General features: G+C 70.2%; 13 protein-coding genes. 1 reads left to right on the top strand and 12 read right to left on the bottom strand.

Annotated elements, in window-relative coordinates:
• The first annotated feature begins 229 nt into the window (after nucleotides 1-229).
• Nucleotides 230-1552 (top strand): 3-deoxy-D-manno-octulosonic acid transferase, encoded by a 1323-nt coding sequence (locus tag ACOJUJ_RS24915; protein ID WP_420129635.1) that lies wholly within the window; start codon nucleotides 230-232, stop codon nucleotides 1550-1552.
• 122 nt (nucleotides 1553-1674) lie between these two features.
• Here ACOJUJ_RS24915 and ACOJUJ_RS24910 read toward each other — a convergent pair whose 3' ends face one another.
• The 12 genes from ACOJUJ_RS24910 to ACOJUJ_RS24855 all read right to left on the bottom strand — a co-directional run bounded on the left by ACOJUJ_RS24910 (nucleotide 1675) and on the right by ACOJUJ_RS24855 (nucleotide 24429).
• Nucleotides 1675-1872, bottom strand: coding sequence for a hypothetical protein (locus ACOJUJ_RS24910; protein ID WP_420129634.1), 198 nt, complete (start codon nucleotides 1870-1872; stop codon nucleotides 1675-1677).
• 220 nt (nucleotides 1873-2092) lie between these two features.
• A complete protein-coding gene (locus ACOJUJ_RS24905) occupies nucleotides 2093-2272 on the bottom strand; it encodes a hypothetical protein (protein ID WP_420129633.1) in 180 nt (59 codons plus the stop codon).
• Between the two features lie 537 nt (nucleotides 2273-2809).
• Complete coding sequence (locus ACOJUJ_RS24900; RefSeq protein ID WP_420129632.1) at nucleotides 2810-4303, bottom strand: amidohydrolase family protein; 1494 nt, start codon at nucleotides 4301-4303, stop codon at nucleotides 2810-2812.
• Nucleotides 4304-4644: 341 nt separating this feature from the next.
• Nucleotides 4645-5664, bottom strand: coding sequence for a PDZ domain-containing protein (locus ACOJUJ_RS24895; RefSeq protein ID WP_420129631.1), 1020 nt, complete (start codon nucleotides 5662-5664; stop codon nucleotides 4645-4647).
• 16 nt (nucleotides 5665-5680) lie between these two features.
• Nucleotides 5681-6016 (bottom strand): hypothetical protein, encoded by a 336-nt coding sequence (locus ACOJUJ_RS24890; protein ID WP_420129630.1) that lies wholly within the window; start codon nucleotides 6014-6016, stop codon nucleotides 5681-5683.
• The gene (locus ACOJUJ_RS24885; protein WP_420129629.1) at nucleotides 6013-6558 is read right to left on the bottom strand and encodes an RNA polymerase sigma factor; all 546 of its coding nucleotides are present in this window, start codon (nucleotides 6556-6558) and stop codon (nucleotides 6013-6015) included. Before ACOJUJ_RS24885 ends, ACOJUJ_RS24890 begins: the two co-directional genes overlap by 4 nt.
• Nucleotides 6559-7059: 501 nt before the next feature.
• Nucleotides 7060-7221, bottom strand: coding sequence for a hypothetical protein (locus ACOJUJ_RS24880; RefSeq protein ID WP_420129628.1), 162 nt, complete (start codon nucleotides 7219-7221; stop codon nucleotides 7060-7062).
• Entirely contained in the window at nucleotides 7218-9305 is a 2088-nt protein-coding gene (ftsH, locus tag ACOJUJ_RS24875; RefSeq protein WP_420129627.1) for an ATP-dependent zinc metalloprotease FtsH, read from the bottom strand. The genes ACOJUJ_RS24880 and ftsH overlap by 4 nt, the downstream gene beginning before the upstream one ends.
• Nucleotides 9306-9546: 241 nt before the next feature.
• Nucleotides 9547-12738 carry a TonB-dependent receptor gene (locus ACOJUJ_RS24870; protein WP_420129626.1) on the bottom strand — a complete coding sequence of 1064 codons (3192 nt, stop codon included), beginning with the start codon at nucleotides 12736-12738 and terminating at the stop codon, nucleotides 9547-9549.
• A 587-nt stretch (nucleotides 12739-13325) separates the two neighbouring features.
• Entirely contained in the window at nucleotides 13326-16610 is a 3285-nt protein-coding gene (locus ACOJUJ_RS24865) for a TonB-dependent receptor (protein WP_420129625.1), read from the bottom strand.
• A gap of 289 nt (nucleotides 16611-16899) precedes the next feature.
• On the bottom strand, nucleotides 16900-20163 hold the full coding sequence (locus tag ACOJUJ_RS24860; protein WP_420129624.1) for a TonB-dependent receptor: 3264 nt from the start codon (nucleotides 20161-20163) through the stop codon (nucleotides 16900-16902).
• 966 nt (nucleotides 20164-21129) lie between these two features.
• Nucleotides 21130-24429 carry a TonB-dependent receptor gene (locus tag ACOJUJ_RS24855; protein ID WP_420129623.1) on the bottom strand — a complete coding sequence of 1100 codons (3300 nt, stop codon included), beginning with the start codon at nucleotides 24427-24429 and terminating at the stop codon, nucleotides 21130-21132.
• Nucleotides 24430-24702 lie beyond the last annotated feature (273 nt).

Below are 24702 nucleotides of genomic sequence, written 5' to 3'. Positions count from 1 at the left end.
CATCACGGCCGCCCCCGCTTTCGTTTGGGACATCGGACCCGGGCCCCTCTGGCCGCGGACGCGCAGGCGCCTGGAACGCCGCATACAGCCGGGCCGCCGAGTCCGCGCAGGCGGACTTTGTGTTGTTGCAGCGAATTCATTCGCCCTTGCGGGCGGACGCGCAGGAACGTGAGGGTTCGGCGGAACTCCCCCATTGTCGCGCCTTCCGCCCCCGCCCTACCTTTCCGCCATGTCCATCCCGGAATCCCTCTACACGCTCGCGCTCCACGCCGCGCGCCCGCTGCTCCCGCTCGCCGCACGCGGGGACGGCAAGCTCGCGCGCGGCATCCGCGGGCGCGCGGGGGTGCTGGAGCGGATGGAGGCGTGGGCGCGCGCGCACCGCGACCCCGCGCGCCCGCTGGTGTGGTTCCACGCCCCCAGCGTGGGCGAAGGGCTGCAGGCCCGCGCCGTGGTCCATGCGTTCCGCGCGCGCCGGCCGGACGCGCAGATCGCGTACACCTTCTTCTCCCCCTCCGCCGAGTCCTTCGCGCGCACCGTCCAGGCGGATTTCGCCGACTACCTGCCGCTGGACCTGCCGTCGGACGTCAGGCAAGTGCTGGATGCGCTGCGCCCGTCCGTGATCGCGTTCTCCAAGACGGACGTGTGGCCGGTCCTCACCCGCGAGGCAAAGGCGCGCGGCGTTCGCCTGGCGATGCTCAGCGGCACCCTGCCCGCCGCGTCCAGCCGCCTGCGCGGCCCCGCGCGCGCCCTGCTGGCCCCCGCGTACCGCCGCCTGGATGCCGTCGCCGCCATCTCCCCGGACGACGCGGCCCGCTTCGCCGAACTGGGCGTACCCGCCGGGCGGCGAACGGTGATGGGCGACGCGCGGTTCGACCAGGTGTGGGCGCGCGCCGCTGCCGCGGACCGCGATTCCGCGCTCTTGCGCCCCTTCGCCGGCTTTGATGGCATAACGGTCGTCGCGGGGTCCACCTGGCCGGCGGATGAGGAGCGGCTGATCCCCGCGCTCGCCCGCCTGCGCCGCGACGACCGTTCCATCCGCCTGATCCTGGTGCCGCACGAGCCCACGCCCGCGCACCTGGCCCGATCGACCGAACGGCTGGTGGATGCCGGATTCTCCCCCGTCCAGCGCCTCTCGGGGATCGAAGCGGGATCGGCGCCGGGCGGGACGGTGCTGGTGGATCGCGTGGGCGTGCTGGGGGACCTGTACGCGCTGGCGGACGTGGCGTACGTAGGCGGCGGATGGGGGACAGCGGGGCTGCACTCGGTGCTGGAGCCCGCCGCGTTCGGCGTCCCCGTGCTCTTTGGCCCGCGGCACGCCAACGCCCGCGAAGCCGCCGACCTGATCGCCGCCGGCGGCGCGTTGGAGCTGGCGGAGGATGCCATCCAGCCCAACCTCGCCCCCCTGCTCGCCGACATGGATCGGCGCCGGGCCGCGGGTGCCGCCGCGCGCGCGTACGTGCAGGCGAACCTGGGCGCGGCGGAGCGCGGCGCGGCGCTCATCGAGCAGCTGTTGGGGCCCGCCGAACCCGCCCTGGCCGTCCAGCGCCCGTGAGCGCCCCGGAAGCCGATCCGCGGAAGAATGACGTACCTGCGTCGAGCACCGGTCGCACCATCGAACGAAAAGCGCCGGCCGGCCCATTCGGGGGCCGGCCGGCGTTCTTCCATCGACGGCGATCAGCAGGCGCAGGGGCCCGTGACCTTGGGATCGGTGGTCGGCGGGCACCAGATGCCGCACGTCCAGTACTCCGTCCGCGGCGGACAGGCCGTCGTGGTGATGGCGGCGCCGTGCACCGTGCCGGCCTCGCCGTCCATCGGCCCGGTCTGGAACGAACGCACCTGCAGGTCGTCGACGTTCAGCGTCAGCTTCTTCATCCGATTGCTCCTTGCGGGGGATCCGGCATGATCGTGCATCCACTTCGCACGCGCGGACCAATCTACAGTAAACGTCTGATAATGTAATAGACATCTCTCCCCCTCATTCGCGCCACGGGTAGAACGCACGCGAGCGCATGCTCTGGAGAGAGGGTGGATACGGACGACGGCGCGCCCCGGCAGGGTGTGCCGGGGCGCGCGGCAGGGGTCAGCTGGCGGTTCAGCAGGCGCAGGGGCCGGTGACCTTGGGATCCGTGGTGGGCGGACAGTAGATGCCGCACGTCCACTGGCCATAGGTGGCGCGGGCGCCGTGCACCGTGCCGCGCTGCTCCTCGGCCACCTGATCGGTCTCGAACGAGTGAACCTGCAGGTCCTCGGCGTTCAGCTTCAGCTTGTTCATCTGTGCTCCGGGGAAAAGGAAGCGTCGATCGTGCACCCGGCACGTTCCATCAATTCTATCGGAATCGGTCCCAAAAGGAAGTCGGTTCGGAGCAGTATCATCATTCCCTCATGTTCCTGCTACAGACGACGGGTGCACGCAACGGATTCCCGATCCGAAACGTCACCAACTGCTCTAATTCTAAATACCAGATCCGACAAAACTGTCATTCTGAGGGAGGCGTCGCGCAGCGCTCTCCGTTCGCGCAGGAGCATGGCGCCGACCGAAGAATCTCCATGCTGAAACGCGGTTCTTTCCGTCACAACCGGGTTCCCGGGCGTTGCCCGGAAAGGGGTTCCGCGCGAGGGGAGGGAGATTCTTCGATCGCGCCACTGGCTTCGTGGCGCTCCCGAGAGGCCGACGAGGGCGCTCCCTCAGAATGACAGGTGCTTTCCCGGATTCCGTATAATCGTAAAATCCACTGTCGTTTATCCGCGTTCCAGGTTTGCGAAAGCGATGGTATGGATGGCTTCGTGAAGCCTGATCGCGGCGCCGATCTCATGGGCCTGCCTGCACGGCGGCTCTCGCTTCGGCAAGGGATTCGCGGCCGGGCGCCCACTCCGGATGAATACGCGCGTTGGCCTCGAACACGCGCAGGGCGTCCGGCAGCCGGTCCTCCAGCTTCCACAGCTGGTACGCCAGCTCGTTGAGCGCGCGGGGGCGGATGGAGGGCGCCGGCGCCTGCTGCAGCCACGCCAGCGCCGCGTCCAGCCCCCGCGCCTCCAGCACGCGCACCAGTTCCGCCTCGGGCTCCAGCGCCGCCGCCACGCCCGCGCGCAGCGCCTGGAGCGAATCCGCGGAAAGCCAGCGGCCACCGCGCATCACGCCCGCGATCAGCCCCGCGTTGGCCACGTCGTCCAGCGGGTTGCCCAGGACCAGGAGCAGGTCCGCCGGCGCGCCCGCCGCCACCCTTCCGCCGCCCGTGCCCAGGAACGCCGCGGGCGCCGCCGTGGCCGCGCGCAGCGCCTGGTATGGCGTGAGCCCCGCGCGCACCAGCTGCGCAAGCTCGTCGTGCGCCGACGCACCCGCGAGCACAAAGTTGTTCCCGGCGTCCGTTCCCAGCAGCACCGGCACGCCCGCCTGCGCCATCCGCCGCACCAGCGTGCGCTGAAAGCCCAGCAGCCGCCGCTGCGTGGGAACGGGCGTCGACGAACGCAGATAGCGGTTGTGCCCCGCCACCCAGGTGCGGCGCTCCACCGCCGGCACGTGGCGCAGGTCCGCAGCCAGCAGCCCTTGCAGGTCCACGCGCTGCCGCGAGATCAGGTCGTAGTTGGTCAGCGTGGTGATCAGCGCGATGCCGCCGTCCCTCATCCCGCCGACGATGCTGTCCACTTCCGCCTGCGACTCGATGGGCGAGTACAGGAACTCTTCCGCGTGCGCCACCGCCGCCGGACGCGCCGCCAACAGGTCGCGCCACCCCAGGTTGCGGGGGATGTGCCCCACCGCGCGCATCCCCCGCTCCCGCGCCTCCGCCGCCAGCGCCGCGTACGCCTGCGCCGACACGTCGTCGTAGACCTTGATGCAGTGAAAGCCGCGGGCCGCGTGCTCGGCCACCGTCCGCCGCGCCTCCTCCGCCGTGTGCACGCCGATGATCGGCCCCGCGCACGTCTCCACGCGTGGCCCGGACTCGTCCGTCCGCCAGTGCATCACCTCTTCAAAGGCGTTCAGGTACTGCACCGTGGTGACGCCATACGACAGGTACATCGGGTGGAGGAGGGGATCCACCGGGTGCGCGTGCATGTCCACCAACCCCGGCATCAGGTACGCCCCGCCGCCGGGGATGCGCTCCGCATCCTCCGGCACAGCCACGCTGTCCGCCGCCCCGATCACGTCGACGCGCCCGTCGCGCACCAGCACCGTGCGCCGCGGCAGCACCCGCTCATCCTGCATCGTCACCACGTTCACGTCCACGAACGCGACCACGCTCTGCGCCTGCGCGGTGGCGGATAACAGCAATGCGGCGGCGATCCCCGCCATCTGGAGGAGGTTCATGGGTCCAGCGCTTTCTTTGATGGAGATGCGGATGCGCGGAATGCGCAACCGTGTTCGTCAGAGGTGGTTTGCTTCGATGAAAGCCAGTCATCCTGAGGGAGCGCACCACCCGTAACCAGAAGCTACACAAGAACCTGCGCGCGACCGAAGGACCTTCTCTCCGCCACCCTGGGGCACGCCTTCGAACAGAGATCTGGCCCCACGGCGGTGCCGGCAAAGATCCTTCGGGTCGGCGCCAAAGCACTTCGTACCAGCAGGATGCAGCGCGGCGTCTCGCTCAGGAGGACTGGGAGTTGGACGTGGGCGGAGCAGGCTCCGATCGCATCCGACCGCCGCGCGATTCAGTCGCGGGGACGCAGGCGGACGGTGGCGCCGTTGACGGTGATGGACATCTCCCCCGTCTCCTCGTCCACCGACACGTCGCTGGGCGCGGCGCCGCTCAGTTCCACCCGCACGCCGCCCACCTGCCCCGCGTAACGGACCGCGGGCGGCGCGGCCGGGCGGCGTCCGGCCACGAGCGCGACCTCCATCGGCCGACCGGCGCGGCGGACGCGCAGGGCCAGGCGCTCGTCCGGCCGCACCGCGCCCAGCGCGCGGCCGCCCTCGCGCGAGGTGATGGCGTGCGCCCCTACGTGCGTCAGCACGTCGCCGTCGCGCAGACCCGCGCGGGCGGCGGGGCTGCCGGGCTGCACCGTGTAGAGGATGGGTTCGCCCGCGGATTCCCAGTACGGCGCCGCGTCACCCCCTGCGCGCGCCCAGCCACACTGGTTGCACGCCAGCCCAAACCCCAGCCACCCCTCCGGCTGCAGCCCCGGCGTCGTCGGCACCGGCACGGGACCGGATGAGGGCGCGCCCGGCACCGCCTCCGGTGCCGGCGTCCGCGCCCCGAACGACGACGCCCCCGGCACGTCGGGGCCAACGACGGCGGGCGCGTACGATCCGATGGCGCGCCGGTCGTCCGCGCAGATCGCCGCGGTGCGCAGCGTGACCTCCATCCGCTGCCCGTCGCGCTCGATCGACAGGCGCACAGGCTGGCCCGGCCGCGCTTGCCACAGCCGCCGGGCGCCCTCCGCCTCCGTCACCGCCGCGCCGTCCACCGCGGTAATGACGTCGCCGCGGCGCAGAACGCCGGCCGCGGGGCCGTCCGCCTCCACCGCGTCTACGCGGATGGCGGAGCGAAAGCGCCACGGTTTGTCCGCGGAGGGCGTGGAGCTCACCGTGCAGTCGCAGCCGATGCGCACGCCCAGGTGGCCGCGCGCCGGCTCCCCGCCGCACGCGCCCTGCGCCGCCGGCGCGGACGAGGCGGAGAGCAGCAGCGGCACCGCGCACAGCAGCGCCAGCCAGGTGATGGAAGTCCTCATCGCGATCGCCTCCCCCTCAGAACCAGGTGACGCGGTACAGCACCGGCGCCTCCGCCGCGCCGCCGTCCGCGATCCGCTCCGGCGCGTCCCCGTCGTCCCGCGCCCGCGCCACCCCAAAGCCCACGCCCGTCCCCGCGATGAACAGCGCCAGCGACGCCGCCAGCGCCGTCACCACCCGCGGGCGGATGCGCCGCGTCCAGGGCGAAAGGGGGATCGGCGGATGGGGATCCGCGGCGCCGGTCCCCGTCTGTATCGCCGCCCACATCTCGTCCGCGGGCATGGGAGGCGGGGGGCGGTAGCCGGCCAGGGCGCGGCGCACCTCGTCCGGTGCGCGGTCGTCGTCGTGGATCATCGGGCATCCTCCGGGGCCAGGTCCGCCAGCGCCTCGCGCAGCAGCGCGCGGGCGCGGGAAAGGCGCGCGCGCGACGAGCCGGGGGCGATCCCCAGCGCCTGCGCGATCTCTTCGTGCGTGTACTCTTCCACGTCGTGCATCAGCAGCACCACGCGCAGCTTTTCTCCCAGCGCGTCCACCGCCGCGTTCACCCGCCGCTGCACGAACGGCTCGCCGGTGCGCGCCTCCGCGCTTTCCGCCGCGGGAAAGCGGCTCAGCGTCTCGCTGCGCCTTCGCTCCGTCCTTCGCTGGTCGCGCAGCAGGTTCAGGGCAATGCGGCCCAGCCATCCGCGCAGCGTCCCCGTGCCGCCAAACCCGCCAATCTTGCGAAAGGCCGCCAGGAACGTGTCCTGGGTAACGTCCTGCGCCACGTCGTAGTCTCCGCAGATCCGGTAGACCAGCGACCACACGCGCGGCCCCTCGCGCTCGAACAGCGCGCGCCGGGCCTCGGGGTCATCGCCCCGCAGACGGGGCACCAGCGGATCGGCAGCGGCAGCGTACACGGGTCACCGGACCGGGGATTTTCCTCCTGCTCACCCTGAAGACGGTACGACCTGCAGAAAGCGTTGCATCGGGGGAGGGTGCGATAGTGCGGGGGTGCGGGAGTGCGAGAGTGCGATGTGTGGAAGTGAACGCATCGAATTGCATCGGCGGGGGCCCTCACCCGCTCGCTTAGGCTCGCACCCTCTCCCGCAAGCGGGAGAGGGTATAAACGTCACGGCGGCTGCCCTGTAAGCTTCATTCATCCCGGTTGCGGACGCTCCGGTGCCTGGGACGCCGCAAACCGTCTGACTACCGGGTCCGGGCGGCCCACACCCATCCTTCCACGCCCACCAAAACCCTCGTCCCGCACCCAGCCCGCCAGTCCGCGAAGGCGGACTTCGTGTAGTTGTTGCAGCGAATTCATTCGCCCTTCCCGGACCCAGGTTGAGACTTCCATACCTAACGCAAAAAGGCCCGGCATCACGCCGGGCCTTCCGCTCACACCCTCACACCCCTACACCTCACTCCGCCGACGCGTCCCGCTCCCCCTCCGCCTGCGACGGCTTGTCCTCCGGCCCGTCCAGCCGCTTCTCCGTGGGCGTGGTGGGCCGCTCGGGCTCGGGCTGGCCCTGCTCGTCGGCCGTGTGCGGGCTCTTGTCCTGGTAGCGCGGGTCTTTGGTCACCGTTTCCTCCGGCTTCGGTTCGGCTTCGTCGGCTCGGAGGCCGCCGTCGATGTGGACGTATCCAGCTGCGTGGCGTCGGCGTCGGCCGCAGGCGGCGGAACGACGTTGATCGTCAGCGGCTCCACGGGCGCGGCCGCCGCGGCCTGCGCGTCGCCCAGCGGCGCCGGGGGCGGCGTTTCGACCACGCGATCGGGCGAGGGCTCGTGCGTGCGCGGGGGAAGGCCCATGATCTCGCGCAGCTCCGCCTCGTCCACCACTTCCTTTTCCAGCAGCCGCCTGGCGAGCACCTCCAGCACGTCGCGGTCGGCCGTGAGCAGCCGGCGCACGCGTTCGTAGGTGCCGTCGATCAGCCCCTTGATCTCGCCGTCGATCTCGCGCGCCGTTTCTTCGCTGTAGTTGCGCTGCGACGGGCCGCCGCCGTCGGCCTGCAGGAACTGCGTGCGGCGCGGGCCGGCCAGGTTCACCGGCCCCAGCTCGCGCGACATGCCGTACTCCGTCACCATGCTGCGCGCCAGCTCCGTCACCCGCTCCAGGTCGTTCCCCGCGCCCGTGCTGATCTCGTTGAAGACGATCTCCTCGGCCACGCGCCCGCCCAGCAGCACCGCGATGCGGTCCATCAGCTCCTGCTTGGTGAGCAGGTAACGGTCCTCGGTGGGCAGCTGCTGCGTGTAGCCCAGCGCCGCCACGCCCCGGGGGATGATGGAGATCTTGTGCACCGGGTCGGCCGTGGGCACCCGCTCGGCCACGATGGCGTGCCCCGCCTCGTGGTAGGCGACGATCGTCCGCTCCTTGTCGTTGATCAGCCGGTTCTTCTTTTCCAGCCCGGCGATGATGCGGTCCACCGCCTCGTCGATCTCCAGCATGCCGACCGCCGGCTTGTCGCGCCGGGCCGCCAGCAGCGCCGCCTCGTTCAGCAGGTTGGCCAGGTCGGCGCCCACGAACCCCGGCGTGCGGCGGGCGATGGCCTCCAGGTTCAGGTTCGGATCCAGCGTGATCCCCTTGGCGTGGATCTTCAGGATCTCCAGCCGTCCCTGCCAGTCGGGCCGGTCAACCAGCACCTGGCGGTCGAAGCGCCCGGCCCGCAGCAGTGCCGGGTCCAGGATCTCCGGCCGGTTGGTGGCCGCCATGATGATGACGCCCAGCCGCGGATCGAACCCGTCCATCTCCACCAGCAGCTGGTTCAGCGTCTGCTCGCGCTCGTCGTTGCCGCCCAGGATGCCGCCCGGCGTGCGTGCCTTGCCCAGCGCGTCCAGCTCGTCGATGAAGATGATGCAGGGCGCCTGCGCCTTGGCCTGCGCAAACAGGTCGCGCACCCGCGCCGCGCCCACGCCCACGAACATCTCCACGAACTCGGCGCCGCTGATGGAAAAGAACGTGACCCCCGCCTCGCCGGCCACCGCGCGCGCCAGCAGCGTCTTGCCCGTTCCCGGGGGGCCCACGAGGAGCACGCCCTTGGGGATCTTGGCGCCCAGCTTGGCGAACTTGTCGGGCGTCTTGAGGAACTCCACCACCTCCTGCAGCTCTACCCGGGCCTCGTCCACCCCGGCCACGTCGCCAAAGGTAACGCCCGTCCCTTCCTCACCGACGATGCGGGCCTTGCTCTTCCCCACCGTCAGCACCCCCTGCGACGGGTTCATCCGGCGGAACATGAACACCCAGAAGCCGATGATGAGCAGCAGCGGCAGCAGCAGGGTGATGAGGAACCCCCAGCGCCCTTCCGGCACGCCGGAGTAGGGGACGTTGCGGGCTTCCAGAAGCTGGATGAGCTGCTCGTCCTCTACCCCCGGCAGCGTGGAGCGCCAGCGGGCGGGACCGTCGCCCTTGCTGATGGTGGTGTCGGGCACCGCCTCGATGTAGGTGGGGGCGATGAACACCTCCTTCACCTGGCGGTCGCTGATGCGGTTCTTGAGCTCGCTGTACGGAATGGTCCTGGCGCGCGCCGGCGACAGGAACTGGCTCAGCACCGCCAGCCCCAGGAACAGCAGCAGCAGTGGAAGGATCGAGAAGCGCGGCGGGCGCGGCCCGGGCTTGCCCCGGCGGTCGCGGTTCGACTTGCGGCGCTCTATGAAGTTGGGTTCTGCCATGCCCGCCGCGGGCGCAAACTCCGGACCATGCGGGGGCGCGGCGGCGCGGGCGGAGAGGGGGTGGCGTGAACGGGCGGGACGGGTACGAAGGTACGGGGTACGGAGGTACGAAAGTACGAGAGTACGAAAGTACGGAGGGACATACCCTTACGGTCCTTCGTACCTTCGTACCTTCGTACCCTCGTACCTTCGTACCTTCGTACTCTCGTACTCCGTACTTTCGTACTTCCCCGCCGGCGGATCAGAAAAACAGCTGCAGCCCGACCTGCGCCTGCCATTGCGACTCCGACGCCACCACGATGCCGGGGAGCGCCGCACGCAGCTTTCCGGTCACGGGGTCGCGCTCCAGCGGTCCCACGTAGCTCAGCGGCCGGTTCGAATAGGGATCCTTGCTGCTGGGGTTGGGGGGAAGCACCACCTCGCCCTCGGCCGCCAGCGCAAGCACGGGCACCCGCTGCGCCACCTCCACCACGCGGCCCCAGTCGGCATTCAGCAGGTTCAGCGCGTTCACCACCGTGGCCGACAGCTCCACCCGCCGGGCGCGCAGGGATAGGGGCTGCACCAGCTTCAGGTCCACCCGGTGCGAGGCGGGCGCCCGGCAGCTGTTCCGCTTGACGAACGCCCGCCGCACCGGGCGAAGGCAGGGATCCAGCTCCATCAGCTCGCCCATGAAGGCGATGGTGGGGATGCTTGCCGAAAGGTCCGACGCCCGCTGCGGGACAAAAAGGAGGTCGTTGCCCGCGTCCAGCTGAATGCCCACGCCCGGGTAGCCGTCGCCGTTCAGGTCGTCGGCGTACACGTACGAGTACACGTTGCCGGCCTGCGCCACGTACATCAGCGAAAGCTGGGTGCCGCCCCACCGCTGCGGCAGGCTTCCGCGGGCGTACCCCAGCGTCTTCCACGGCCGCTCGAACGCCGACGGCGCCCGGCTTCCCCGCCCCGGGTTGGTGCCGGCGTTGATCAGCGCGTCGCCCGACTGCATGCTCTGCACGTCGTCGGAGTGGTTGAAGGTGTACGAGCCGCCCACCGTCAGCCGGCTTCCGAACTCCTTTTCCAGCCCCAGCGTCACCGCGTGCGCAAACCCACTCGTCTCCTCGTTGCCAAACACCAGCACGTGCTCGTAGCGGGGAAAGGTGGGATCGTCCTCATACCCGTACAGGCCCACGTCCTCCACCGTCACCTGCGCCATCGTCTGCACCACCAGCGCCTCGGCCGAGGCCGTGAACCCCCACGGCAGCCGCTGGTCCAGCGCCGCGGAAACCTTGTACTCGCGCGGATAGCGGAACCCGGGGTCAAAGCCCACCAGCACCGCGTGTCCCGCCTCCGCCGCGCCCTCGCCGTCCAGGCAGGTGGTGGGGGCGGGCGCGTCCAGGTCCATCAGCGGCGTGTTGAAGCCGTCGCACGCCAGCAGCCTGGAGCGCGCTCCGGTGTAGGCGTAGGCGTTGGACAGCCACACGTACGGCAGCCGGCCCGTGAACATCCCGAACCCGCCGCGAAACTGGGTGATGTAGCGCGGGTGCGTGCTCTGCCAGTTAAAGCCCAGCCGCGGCGACCACAGCAGCTTGCCCGTGGGCAGCCGGTCCGTCCGCAGCCCCAGCGCCTGCGACACGCGGGGGTCCGAGTCCGGGCCCGTGGGAAAAAGCGGCATGTCGATGCGCATGCCGTAGTACAGCCGCAGCCCGCCGGGAAAGTTGTGCTCGTTCTGCGCGTACACCGCCGGCTGAAGCACCTTCATCTGCACCGACTCCGACTGCCCCGGCTGCAGCAGGTTGATCTCGTAGTGCGACGGCGTGTTGTCGCGCAGGTCCTGCAGGCTGGAAAAGCGCCAGGCGCCCCGCGAACCGGGCTGGTAGCGCTGGTCGAAGGCAAAAAAGTCCACCCCCAGCCCCAGCGTGGTGGTGATGTCGCCGCGCGGGATGCTGAACGCGTCGCTCACCTGCAGCACCGTCTGCCGCAGGTCGCTGTTCTGATAGGTGTAGATGGAGCCCGCGCGCAGCGTGCGCTGCAGGAGCGTGCCGTCCAGCACGCTCAATACCTCCACGTCCACCTGCGCGTACTCCGACGCCGGGGTGTGGCGGTCTTCCGTGCGCTGCACGCTTACCCGCAGCTCGTTGTACAGCCGCTCGCCCAGCCGCGAGCCCAGCTGCACCATCGCCGACTGGGTGCTGCTCTCCGCCCGGTATCCGGCGGACGAAAACTCGTACGCGCCGTGCGCCGCGCGGTTGGCTCCCACGTCACGCCGCGCCGAGGCGTGGTTCACGTGCATCGTCAGCGAGTGCACGTCGTTCAACCGCCAGTCCAGCCGGCCGAACAGGTTTACCGCCGGGTTCGACAGCCGGTACGCGTCCAGCGTTCCCGCCTTTGCCCCGTACTCCGGCAGCAGCGCTTCCACCTGGATCGCCGAGTCCGGGGACACGCGGGTGCGCATGGGGTCGCCCAGGCCCAGCGAGTACCCCGAGGGGGGCTCATGCCGCGTCTCGACTTCCCCCGCCAGAAAGAGGTGGATGCGGTCGCGCGCCAGCGGCCCGCCCATGCTGCCGCCGAACACCTGCTTGCGGTAGTCTTCCAGGCTGAAGTCCGTGCCGTCCACCACCAGCCCGCCCGCCATCCGCTTGTCGCGCAGCTCGCCGAACACCGAGCCCCGCCACTCGTTCGTCCCCGACTTGCTCACCGCGTTCAGGTATCCGCCCGTAAAGCCGCTGCTGCGCACGTCGTACGGCGCCACCTGCACCTGGAACTCCTGGATCGCCGAAAGGGGAATCGCTTTCGCCCGCGCCTCCGCGCCCGGCACGCCGCTGGCGAACGCGCCAAACACGTCCTGGTGCAGCGCGCCGTTGATGGTGATGGAGTTGTACCGCTCGTTCTGCCCGCTGACGGAGATGCCCCCGCTCTCCGTCCGCGTCACCAGGGGCGACACGTCGGCCATCTGCAGAAAGTCGCGCTCCACCAGCGGGTGCAGCTCGATCGCCTCCTGGCTGACGATGGTGGCGGCCCCCGTGCGCGCGCTGTTGAACCGCGTGTCCACCGCCGCCTGCACCGTGATCTCCTCCAGCACCGTGGTGGCCGGGTTCATCCGGAAGTCCACCACCAGCACCTGCCCCAGGTTCAGCGCCACGTCCCGCCGCTCCGCGGGGGCAAAGCCCAGCCGCGTCACGCGCACGCTGTACGGCCCGCCCGGGCGCATCCCCGTGAGCTGGTAGACGCCCTCCGCGTCGCTCGCCGCCCGCGCCTGAAAGCCGGTGGGCCCGTGCACCACCGTCACCTGTGCCGCCGCCAGCGGAGCCCCCTCGTCATCCGTCACGCGGCCGCGCAGCACCGCGCTGCTGGGGTTCTGCGCGGCCGCCGGCACCGTTACGCACGGAAAGGCGATGCAGGCCAGGACGGCCCAGGCCCGGACGGCGCGCAAGGCCCGCGGGAGCAGGTCGGGGATCATGGTGCTTCCTGGTGCGGGTGTGACTGCACGAGACGGCATGCGGATCGAAGGGACGGGGCCGCTCGGCGGCGGGTTCACGGGGGATGTGGGGAGAGGGACATCGGTTGATGCGGACTGCTGCACGAACCTCCACGAAAAGGGCCATGGCCGCTCCGATTCTCCGCCATCGTGGAAGGGAGAAGTCAACCGGATGCGCGGCAACGGCTTCCGTTTTCGCGCACCGGCAGTCGCGCCACGGAAGGGTCCGCCATCCCGGTCACCGCGGAGGAGAGCCTCCTCCTCCAAGCCACCGCTCCGCCTCTCACTCAGACGTTTTCCATCCGAATCATCTCTTTTCACACGCACTCCAGAGACGGTTCGGCAGTCCACGCAGATCCAGGAGATACGCGGATGAACGTTCGTCGTGCTCTGCTCCTCTGATTCGCCGCGGCTCCGCGTGGCAATCCGTCTTTTGTGGGTTCCGGCGTTTGCCAGATACGCAGACGAAAGCCGGCGGGTGCGCGACCCCGTTGACCCCGTTGACCCCGTGTGAGGCCAATCCCTTACGGATCAAGCAGGCGCCATCCAGACCGGCCGGCGCCCCCGCATCAGAAAAAGATCTGCACCCCCACCTGCGCCTGCCACTGCGACTCCGGCCCCACCACCACGCCGGGGAGCGCCGCGCGCAGCTTGCCGGTGTCGGGGTCGCGCTCCACCGGGCCCACGTAGCGCACCATCGCCCGCGAGTTAGGATCCACCTCTACCGGAAAGCCGGGGATGATTCCTTCGCGCTCGGGCGCCAGGGCCAGCACCGGCACCCGCGACGCCACCTCCACCACCCGGCCCCATTCGGAGTTCAGCATGTTCAGCGCGTTCACCACCGTCCCCGACAGCTCCACGCGCATGGCGCGAAGCTGCACCGGCTGCACCACCCGCAGGTCCACCCGGTGCGTGGCGGGCGCCCGGCAGGCGTTGCGGCCCACGATCGCCAGCCGCACCCCCCGCAGGCAGGGGTCCAGCTCCATCAGCTGCTGCATGAACATGATGGACGAGATGCTGGCGGGAAGGTCGCTCGCCACGGCCGGGACAAAGATCAGGTCGTTCCCCGCGTCCAGGGGAATGCCCACGCCCGGGTAGCCGTCGCCGTTGATGTCGTCGGCGTAGACGTAGGAGTACACGTTTCCGGACTGCGCCACGTACATCAGCGAAAGCTGCGTTCCCCCCAGGCGCTCCGGCATACTGCCGCGCACGTAGCCCAGCGTCTTCCACGGCCGCTCGAACGCCGACACCGCGCGGCTGGGCTCGTTGGACGAATATTCCACCGGGCTGGTGCCAAAGTTGATCAGCGCGTCGCCCGAGCGCAGGCTCTGCACGTCGTCGGAATGGTTGAAGGTGTACGATCCGCCCACGGTCAGGCGGCTTCCGAACTCCTTTTCCAGCCCCAGCGTGACGGCGTGCGCAAACCCGCTGGTCTTTTCGTTGTCCATCACCAGCACGTGGCCGTACTGGGACAGCACGCGCCGCTGCAGGTACCCGTTGGGGGCCACCGGAACGCCATAGACCTCGCGCTGCCCAAAGGTCTGGTAGTATGCGCTGTCGACCGCCGCGTCGCTGATCAGGTTGCGGTCGCGCAGCATCACCTGCGCCTGCGTCTGGACGATCAGCGCCTCGGCCGAGGCCGTGAACCCCCAGGGAAGCCGCTGGTCCAGCGCCATGGAGACCTTGTACTCACGCGGGTAGCGAAAGTCCTTGTCGAAGCCGACCACCGTGGCCAGCCCCGACTCGGCCGTCCCGGTGCCGCTGCGGCAGGTGTTGGGAGCGGGCGCGGCGGGATTGAAGTCGGGCGCGTCCTCGCCGTCGCAGATCAGCAGCACCGTACGCGAGCCGGTGTGGGCGTAGGCGTTGGCCAGCCACACGTACGGCAGCCGCCCGGTAAACATCCCGAAGCCGCCGCGAAACTGGGTGATGTAGCGCGGGTGCGTGCTCTGCCAGTTGAAGCCCAGCCGCGGCGACCACAGCAGCTTGCCCGTGGGCAGCCGGTCCGTCTGCAGATCGAACGCCTCCGACACCGCGGGGTTGGGATCGGGCCCGCCGGGAAAGAACGGCATGTCGATCCGCATCCCGTAGTACAGCCGCAGCCCGCCGGGAAAGTTGTGCTCGTTCTGCGCGAACACCGCCGGCTGCACCACCGTCAGGTCCACCGACTCGCGCTCGCCCGGGCCCAGCAGGCTGATCTCGTACTGCGACGGCGCATTGGCCCGCAGCGCGTCCATGCTGTCGAAGCGGTACGCCCCGCGCGAGCCCGGCAGGTAGCGCTGGTCGAAGACGAAGACGTCGGCCCCCACCCCGAACGTGGTCGTCAGCTCCCCGCGCGAGATGGAAAGCGCGTCGCTCATCTGCAGCACCGTCTGCCGCAGGTCGCTGTCATGGTAGGCGTACGCGGACCCCGCGCGCAGCGTGCGCTGGATGAGCGTGTTCTCCAGGTCGCTCAGCACCTCCACGTCCACCTGCGGCGCGTCGGACGCCGGCGTGTGGCCGTCGTGGGTGCGCTGCAGGCTCACCCGCACCTCGTTGTAATAGCGCTCGCTCAGCCGCGAGCTCAGCTGCGCCATCACCGACTGCGTGCTGCTTTCCGCCCGGTAGCCCGCGGACGAGAACTCGTACGCGCCGTAGGCCGCGCGGTTGGCCGCCAGCTCGCGCTCCGCCGCGGCGTGGTTCACGTGCAGTGTGAGCGAGTGCGTGTCGTCGAAGCGCCAGTCCAGCCGGCCAAACAGGTTTACCGCCGGATTGGTGAGCGAGTAGCTGTCCAGCGCCCCCGCCTGCAGCCCGCGCTCCGAAAGCAGCTCCGCCACCCGCGCGGCGCTGTCCGCGGCGATCCCCGTGCGCAGCGGGTCGCCCACCCCCAGCGAGTACCCGGGCGGCGGCTCGCGCCGCGTCTCCATCTCCCCCGCGATGAACAGGTGAACGCGGTCCCGCACCAGCGGCCCGCCCACGGTCCCGCCAAACACCTGCTTCTGGTAGTCCGTCAGGGCAAAGTCCACCCCGTCCACCACCAGCCCCCCCGCCATCGACTCGTCGCGCAGCTCGCCGAACACCGATCCCCGCCACTCGTTCGTCCCCGACCGGCTCACCGCGTTCAGGTATCCGCCGGTAAAGCCGCTGCTGCGCACGTCGTACGGCGCCACCTGCACCTGGAACTCCTGCACGGCGCCCAGCGGAATGGCCTTGGCGCGCGCCTCCGCCCCCGGCACCCCGCTGGCGAACGCGCCAAACACGTCCTGGTGCAGCGCGCCGTTGATGGTGATGGAGTTGTACCGCTCGTTCTGCCCCGAAACGGAGATGCCCCCCGTCTCCGTCCGCGTCACCATCGGCGACACGTCGGCGATCTCCAGAAAGTCGCGCTCCACCAGCGGGTGCAGCTCGATCTGCTCCTGGTCGATGGTGGTTGACGCGCCCGTCCGCGAGGTGGAGAACCGCGTGTCCACCTGTGCCTGCACGGTGATCTCCTGCAGCGTGGTGGCGCTGGGCGACAGCTGAAAGTTCAGCACCAGCAGCTGTCCCAGGCGCATCTCCACGTCGCGGCGCGTGGCGGTGGCGTAGCCCAGGCGTGAGACGCGAACCGTGTACGGCCCGCCGGGCCGCATCCCCGTGAGCTGGTAGATGCCCTCCGCGTCGCTGATCGCGCGCACCTGCGCCGAGGTGGGCCCGTGCACCACCGTCACCTGCGCCGCCGCCAGCGGAGCTCCCTCGTCATCCGTCACCCGGCCGCGCAGCACCGCGCTGCCGGGGTTCTGCGCGGCGGCGGGGGCCGTGACGAACGGAAGGGCGATGCAGGCCCGGACGGCCCAGGTGCGAAAGGTCCGGGCGGCCCGCGGGAGCAGATGGGGGATCATGGTGCTTCCGGGTGCGGAGGTGACGGAACGAGGATGGAGGCGGAGCGACGGGACAGGACGGGCCCGCTCCGGCGTTTTGTGAAGGGGATGTGGACATCCGGTGAGAACGCGTGCACGGGCGGGATCATGACGTTTCCGCCGGCACTCCGTACATTCCGGCCTTTACAACTGCATCCCACGACGAGGTGCGGAGGAACCGCGATTTTCTCCGCGCCCTCCGCGCCCTCCGCGTCTCCGCGTGAGCCCGGCGGCAGGGTTCCGGGTGCACGGCGAATCGTGGGAACCGGCATCAGAAGGAGATCTGCACGCCCAGCTGCGCCTGCCACTGCGACTCCGACGCGACCACGACGCCCGGGAGCGCCGCGCGCAGCTTGCCGGTCTCGGGGTCGCGCTCCAGCGGGCCCACGTAGCGCACCGTGGCCCGCGAGCGCGGATCCACCGTGGGCGGGTTGCCGGGGGTGACGCCCTGGCGCGTGTCTCCCAGCGCCAGCACGGGAACCAGCGGCGCCACCTCAACTACCCGGCCCCATTCGGCGTTCAGCAGGTTCAGCGCGTTCACCACCGTGCCGGAAATCTCCAGCCGCCGGGAGCGAAGGTGGATGGGCTGCACCACCTTCAGGTCTACCCGGTGCGAGGCGGCCGCCCGGCAGGCGTTGCGCTCCATGATCTGCCGCCGGATCGCGCGCAGGCAGGGGTCCAGCTCCATCAGCTGCCCCATGAAGACGGAGGTGGCGATGCTCCCCGGGATGTCCCCCGCCTGCTGCGGGACAAAGAGCAGGTCGTTCCCCGCGTCCACGGGAATGCCCACGCCCGGGTAGCCGTCGCCGTTGATGTCGTCCGCGTACACGTACGAGTACACGTTGCCGGCCTGCGCCACGTACATCAGCGAAAACTGCGTCCCGCCCCACCGCTGCGGCGTGCGTCCGCGGGCGTACCCCAGCGTCTTCCACGGCCGCTCGAACGACGACACGCCCCGGCTGCCGGCCCCCGGGTTGGTGGCGTAGTTCATCACCGCGTCGCCCGACCGCAGGCTCTGCACGTCGTCGGCGTGGTTGAAGGTGTACGAGCCGCCCACCGTCAGCACGCTTCCGAACTCCTTTTCCAGCCCCAGCGTTACCGCGTGCGCAAAGCCGCTCGTCTTTTCGTTCCCGAACACCAGGATGTGCCCGTACTGCGGAAGCGCGGGGTGCGGACGGTATCCGTTGGGGGCAATGGGCTCGCCGTACACGCCCCGCTGCCCAAACGTCTTGTTGTATTCGCGGTCGCGCACGTCCGGGTCGGACAGGTTGGCTTCGCCCACCGTCACCTGCGCCATCGTCTGCACCACCAGCGCTTCGCCCGTGACCGTGAACCCCCAGGGAAGCCGCTGGTCCAGCGCCATGGAAACCTTGTACTCGCGCGGATAGCGAAAGTCGGGGCTGAAGCCCACCACCGTGCCGCGCCCCGCCTCCGCCGCGCCCGTGCCGTCCAGGCAGGTGACGGGGGCCGGCGCGCCCGGGTCCAGCCGCGGCGCGTTGGCGCCCTCGCACGCCAGCAGCACCGAGCGCGAGCCCGTGTGCGTATAGGCGTTGGCCAGCCACACGTACGGCAGCCGCCCGGTGAACATCCCAAAGCCGCCGCGGAACTGGGTCGTGTAGCGCGGGTGCGTGCTCTGCCAGTTGAAGCCCAGCCGCGGCGACCACAGCAGCTTGCCCGTGGGCAGCCGGTCCGTCCGCAGCCCCAGCGCCTCCGCCACCGTCGGGTTGGCCTGCGGCGGATCGGGAAAGAACGGCATGTCGATCCGCATCCCGTAGTACAGCCGCAGCCCGCCGGCAAAGTTGTGTTCGTTCTGCGCGAACACCGCGGGCTGCACCACCCGCAGCGCCACCGCCTCGGCGGCCCCCGGCTGCAGCAGGTTGATCTCGTAGTGCGAGGGCTGGTTCTGCCGCAGATCCTCCACGCTGGAGAAGCGCCAGGCGCCCCGCGACCCGGGAAGGTAGCGCTGGTCGAAGCGGAAGAAGTCCGCGCCCACCCCCAGCGTGGTGGTCACGTCGCCGCGGGAGATGCTGAACGCGTCGCTCACCTGCAGCACCGTCTGCAGCAGGTCGCTGTTCTGGTAGGTGTAGTTTGAGCCCGCGCGCAGCGTGCGCTGCAGCAGCGTGTTCTCCACCTCGCTCAGCACCTCCACGTCCACCTGGGCAAAGTCCGACGCGGGCGTGTGGCTGTCGTCCGTGCGCTGCACGCTCACCCGCAGCTCGTTGTAAAAGCGCTCGCTCAGCCGCGAGCCCAGCTGCATCATCGCCGACTGCGTGCTGCTCTCCACCCGGTAGCCGGTGGACGAGAACTCGTACGCGCCGTGCGCCGCGCGGTTGGCCCCCACGTCGCGCGCGGCCGACGCGTGGTTCACGTGCATGGTCAGCGAGTGCACGTCGTTGAAGCGCCAGTCCAGCCGGCCGAACACGTTCACCGCGGGGTTGGACAGGGAGTAGCGGTCCAGCGCCCCCGCCTCCACCCCGTACTCCCGCAGCAGCGCCTCCACCCGCGCCGCCGAGTCGGGGGAGATGCTGGTGCGCATGGGGTCGCCCACGCCCAGCGAGTACCCGGACGGCGGCTCGCGGCGCGACTCGATCTCCCCGGCCACGAACAGGTGCACGCGGTCCCGCACCAGCGGCCCGCCAACGCTGCCGCCGAACACCTGCTTGCGGTAGTCTTCCAGGCTGAAGTCCGTCCCGTCCACCACCACCCCGCCCGCCATCCGTTCGTCGCGCAGCTCGCCGAACACCGAGCCGTGCCACTCGTTCGTCCCCGACCGGGTCACCGCGTTCAGGTATCCGCCGGTGAACCCGCTGCTGCGCACGTCGTACGGCGCCACCTGCACCTGAAACTCCTGGATCGCCCCCAGCGGGATCGCCTTGGCGCGCGCCTCGGCCCCCGGCACGCCGCTGGCGAACGCGCCGAACACGTCCTGGTGCAGCGCGCCGTTGATGGTGATGGAGTTGTACCGCTCGTTCTGCCCCGAGATGGAAAGCCCGCCCGTCTCCGTCCGCGTGACCATCGGCGACACGTCGGCGATCTCCAGAAAGTCCCGCTCCACCAGCGGATGCAGCTCGATCGCCTCCTGGCTGACGATGGTGGCCGCCCCGGTGCGCGCGCTGTTGAACCGCGTGTCCACCGCCGCCTGAACGGTGATCTCCTCCAGCACCGTGGTGGCCGGGTTCATCCGGAAGTTCACCACCAGCACCTGCCCCAGGTTCAGCGCCACGTCCCGCCGCTCCGCGGGCGCAAAGCCCAGCCGCGACACGCGGACGGTGTACGGTCCGCCCGGGCGCATTCCCGTAAGCTGGTAGACGCCCTGCAGATCGCTCAGCGCCCGCGCCTGAAAGCCGGTGGGGCCGTGCACCACCGTCACCTGCGCCGCGGGGAGGGGAGCCCCCCGGTCGTCGGTCACGCGGCCGCGCAGCACCGCGCTGCTGGGGTTCTGCGCGGCCGCCGGCGCCGTCGCGCACAGAACGACGGCCAGGACGGCCCAGGTGCGAAGGGGGCGGGCGGCCCGCGCGAGCAGATCGGAGATCATGGGGTTCCGGGTACGCACGTGACTGCCCGAGACGTCGAATGGGGCCGGTGGGGCAAGGCGTCTCGTGGGGATGTGGGGAGGAACGACGGTTGATGCGAGCTGCTACCGTCCGTTGCGCAAAGGGCAATGGCCGTTCCGATTCCAGGCGTTGCGGACGTGCGCGGCAAGCGGATGCACGGCAACGGCTTCGGCTTTCTCGCTCCCTTCATCACGCGGCGGGGGTGTCCATGCATCCGCTCAAACGCCGTCACCGGCAGCGGACACCGTGGGATCGGCCTGCGGGTTCAGTCCTGATCCGCAACAACACCGCGTGTCCGGGAGATTTCTGTCATTCTGAGCCTGAGTCTGAGCCTGAGAGGGGATTGAGAAACCTCAATTCTTCGTACAAAGCGCACAGTCATCCTGAGGGAGCGCCACGCGGAACCTTCAGGAAAATAAGAGCTTGCGCGCGACCGAAGGACCTTCTCTCCGCCACCGTGAGGCCAGATGCGGGGCGTGAAGCCAGCCTCACGCTTCTGCCGACAAGGTCCTTCGGTTGGCGCCAGGGTATTGTGTGTGAGCAGGTTATGGAGCGGCGCCTCCCTCAGGATGACTGGCACGATTCGAGGTTTCTCAGCACCCTTTGAGAGAGCGCACGCGTCGGGCTTCGGGAAAGCCACGGAGCCCGCGGCGCGACCAAAGAATCTCTGTCAGAAACGGGCGGGCCTTCGCGCTAGGGCCCATCGTAGCCGACAGGATGGTGCGCCCATCGTAGAGATTCTTCGGTCGGCGCCACGCCATCGTGCAAACCGGACAGAACCGGGCGCGCGCCTTCCTCAGAATGACACCGTCCGCCGGTACTAAAAACAGAGCAACAGAGATGAAGCTTCATCTCTGTTGCTCTGTTTCTCCGTTCGGATACGGCGGGAGGCCCGTTCCTGCCGCATCAGGCGGGCGCCGGCCGGGCCGGCCGGCGCCCCTGCCGCATCAGAAGGAGATCTGCAGTCCGATCTGCGCCTGCCACTGCGACTCGGCGGGGGACACGATGCCGGGGAGCGCCGCGCGCAGCTTGCCGGTGTCGGGGTCGCGCTCCACCGGGCCCACGTAGCGCACCAGCGCCCGCGAGCGGGGGTCGACGATCGGCGGAACACTGGGGAAGACCCCCTCGCGCTGCAGGTCCAGCGCCAGAACGGGCACCAGCGGCGCCACCTCCACCACCCGCCCCCACTCGGAGTTCACCAGGTTCAGCGCGTTGATCAGGCTTCCCGAAAGCTCCACGCGGCCGCGGCCCAGCTGGATCGGCTGCACCACCTTCATGTCCAGCCGGTGCGACGCCGCGCCGTGGCAGCTGTTGCGCAGCAGGATCTGCCCGCGGCTGTTGCTCAGGCACGGCTCCAGCTTGATCAGCTGCTCCAGGAAGACCGTGGTGGCAAAGCCCCCCGCGCCAAAGTCGCCCGCGGTGTGGGGGACGTAGACCAGGTCGTTGCCCGCGTCCAGCGGAATGCCCACGCCGGGATACCCGTCACCGTTGATGTCGTCCGCGAACACGTACGAGTACGACGCGCCCGCCTGGCCCACGTAGATCAGGGACAGCTGCGTGCCGCCCAGCCGCGCCGGCGTGCTGCCGCGCAGGTACAGGATCGTCTTCCAGGGCCGCTCGAACGCCGACGACGCGCGGCTGGGGTCGTTGGGATCAAAGCCGGCCGGGTTGCTGCCGTAGTTGAGCAGCGCGTCGCCCGAGCGCAGGCTCTGCACGTCGTCGGAATGGTTGAAGGTGTACGATCCGCCCATCGTAAGGCGCGCGTTGAACTCCTTCTCCAGCCCCAGCGTAACCGAGTGCGCAAACCCGCTGGTCTTTTCGTTCTCCATCGACAGCACGTGATGGTAGCCGTCAAGCCGCGTGCGCTGCCGGTAGCCGTTGGGCGCAATGGCGTCGCCGTAGATCCGGCGCTGCCCAAAGGTCTCGTTGTACCCCTCGTCGTCCGGGGCGCCGCTGAGCAGGTTCAGGTCGCGCACCGTGACCTGCGCCTGCGTCTGCACCACCAGCGCCTCGGCCGTGGCCGTAAGCCCCCAGGGAAGCCGCTGGTCCATCGCGAACGACGCCTTGATCTCGCGGGGGTAGCGGAACGAGGGGTCAAAGCCCACCACGTTGCGGTGCCCCGCCTCCTCCACCCCCTGCCCGTCGCGGCACGTGGTGGGCGAGGGGGCGTTGGGGTCCAGCGCCGGCGCGTTGTCGCCCCCGCAGGAGAGCAGCGCCGTGCGCATTCCCGTGTTGGCGTGGGCGTTGGCCAGCCACACGTACGGCATGCGGCCGGTAAACATGCCAAACCCGCCGCGCACCTGCGTGATGTACTGCGGGTGCTTGCTCTGCCAGTTGAAGCCCAGCCGCGGCGACCACAGCAGCTTGCCCGAAGGAAGCTGGTCGGTGCGCAGCCCGAACGCGTCCTCGATCTCGGCGTTGGCCTCGGGACGGCCCAGGAAGATGGGCACGTCGATGCGCATGCCGTAGTACATGCGCAGCCCGCCCGCGAAGTTGTGCTCGTTCTGCGCGTAGAACGCCGGCTGCGCCACCGTCACGTCCACCGCCTCGGACTGACCGGGAAGGAGCAGGTTGATCTCGTAGTTCGAGGGCACGTTCACCCGCAGCGCGTTCAGGCTGTCGAAGCGGAACACCCCCCGCGAGCCCGGCACGTAGCGGTGGTCGAAAAGGAACACGTCCGTCCCCGCGCCCACCGTGGTGGTCACGTCGCCCCGCGTCCACGAGAACGCGTTGTTCACCTGCACCACCGTCTGCTGCAGGTCGCTGTTCTGGTACGCGTAGTTGGCCCCCGCGCGCAGCGTGCGCTGGATGAGCGAGGCGCCCAGCTCGCTCAGCACCTCGACCTCCACCAGCGGCGCGTCCGAGAGCGGCGTCTGGCGGTCGTGGGTGCGCTGCACGCTCACCTGCAGCTCGTTGTACCACCGCTCGTTGAAGCGCGAGCGCAGCTGCGCCATCAGCGACTGCGTGCTGCTCTCCGCCCGGTAGCCGGTGGACGAGAACTCGTACGCGCCGTACGAGGCGCGGTTGGCGCTCACGTCGCGGTCGGCGCGGATCAGGTTGTGGTGCAGCGTAAAGGTGTGCGTGTCGTTGAACCGCCAGTCCAGCCGCCCAAAGGTGTTCACCATGGGGTTGTCCAGCGAGTAGCTGCCCAGCTGCCCCGCGTCCAGCCCGTACCCGCCCAGCAGCTCCCCCACCCGCGCCGCCGAGTCGGCGTCGATCCCCGTGCGCAGCGGGTCGCCCACGCCCAGCGAGTACCCCGGCGGCGGCTCGCGGCGCGACTCGGTTTCGGCCGCGAAGAACAGGTGGATGCGGTCCCGCACCAGCGGCCCGCCAATGCTGCCGCCGAACACCTGCTTGTGGTAGTCCGCCACCCCGAAGTCCGTGCCGTCCACCTGCAGCCCGCCCACCATCGACTCGTCGCGCAGCTCGCCGAAGAACGAGCCATGCCATTCGTTCGTCCCCGCCTTGCTCACCGCGTTCAGATAGCCGCCGGTAAAGCCGCTGCTGCGCACGTCGTACGGCGCCACCTGCACCTGGAACTCCTGGATCGCCGCCAGGGGGATCGCCTTGGCGCGCGCCTCGGCGCCCGGCACCCCGCTGGCGTAGGCGCCAAACACGTCCTGGTGCAGCGCGCCGTTGATGGTGATGGAGTTGTACCGCTCGTTCTGCCCCGAAACGGAGATGCCGCCCGTCTCCGTCCGCGTGACCATCGGCGACACGTCGGCGATCTCCAGAAAGTCGCGCTCCACCAGCGGGTGCAGCTCGATCGTCTCCTGGTCGATGGTGGTCGATGCACCCGTCCGCGAGGTGGAGAAGCGCGTGTCCACCTCCGCCCGCACGGTAATCTCCTCCAGGGTGGTGGCCGTCACGTTGAGGCGAAAGTCCAGCACCAGCACCTGGCCCAGCCGCAGCTCGACGTCGCGCCGCTCGGCGTTGGCGTAGCCCAGGCGCGACACGCGCACCGTGTACGGCCCCCCGGGCCGCATCCCCGTAAGCTGGTACCGCCCCCCCGCGTCGCTCAGCGCGCGCGCCTGCGCGCCGGTGGGCCCGTGCAGCACCGTCACCTGCGCCGCGGCCAGCGGTGCTCCGTCGTCGTCGGTCACGCGGCCGCGAAGCACCGCGTTGCTGGGGTTCTGGGCGGCCGCCGGGACCGCCGCCCAGAACGCAAGCAGCGCCGTCGCGGCAAAGGCCCGGACGGCGCGCAGGGAGAAACCACGGGGACTGCACGGGCGCGCGGCGAGGATCATGTCCATTCCAGGTGCAGGTGTGACGGGGCCGGTCGGCGGATGCGTCAGGGAGTACGGCCGGAGGGGCAGCCACGGAATCACTGGATCCGTAGCTCCACCGAGCGCGGGGAAAGTTCCACACCAACGCGCAACCGGCGGAAATCAGGACAGGAGGGAGGGAACACCGCCGCGGGACGGCGGGCGCGGCGCCGGGGCCCCCCCCCCCCACGGGGGCCGGGGCGGGGGGGAGCGGGGGCGGGGGCCCCGCCCACCCCCCGCCCCAGCGCCCCCTCT

Origin of the sequence: Longimicrobium sp. (assembly GCF_048594345.1) — a bacterium.
In the GTDB taxonomy this organism is placed as follows: domain Bacteria; phylum Gemmatimonadota; class Gemmatimonadetes; order Longimicrobiales; family Longimicrobiaceae; genus Longimicrobium.
Note: the sequence above shows the minus strand (reverse complement) of the source record. Positions and strands in the feature narration are given on the sequence as shown.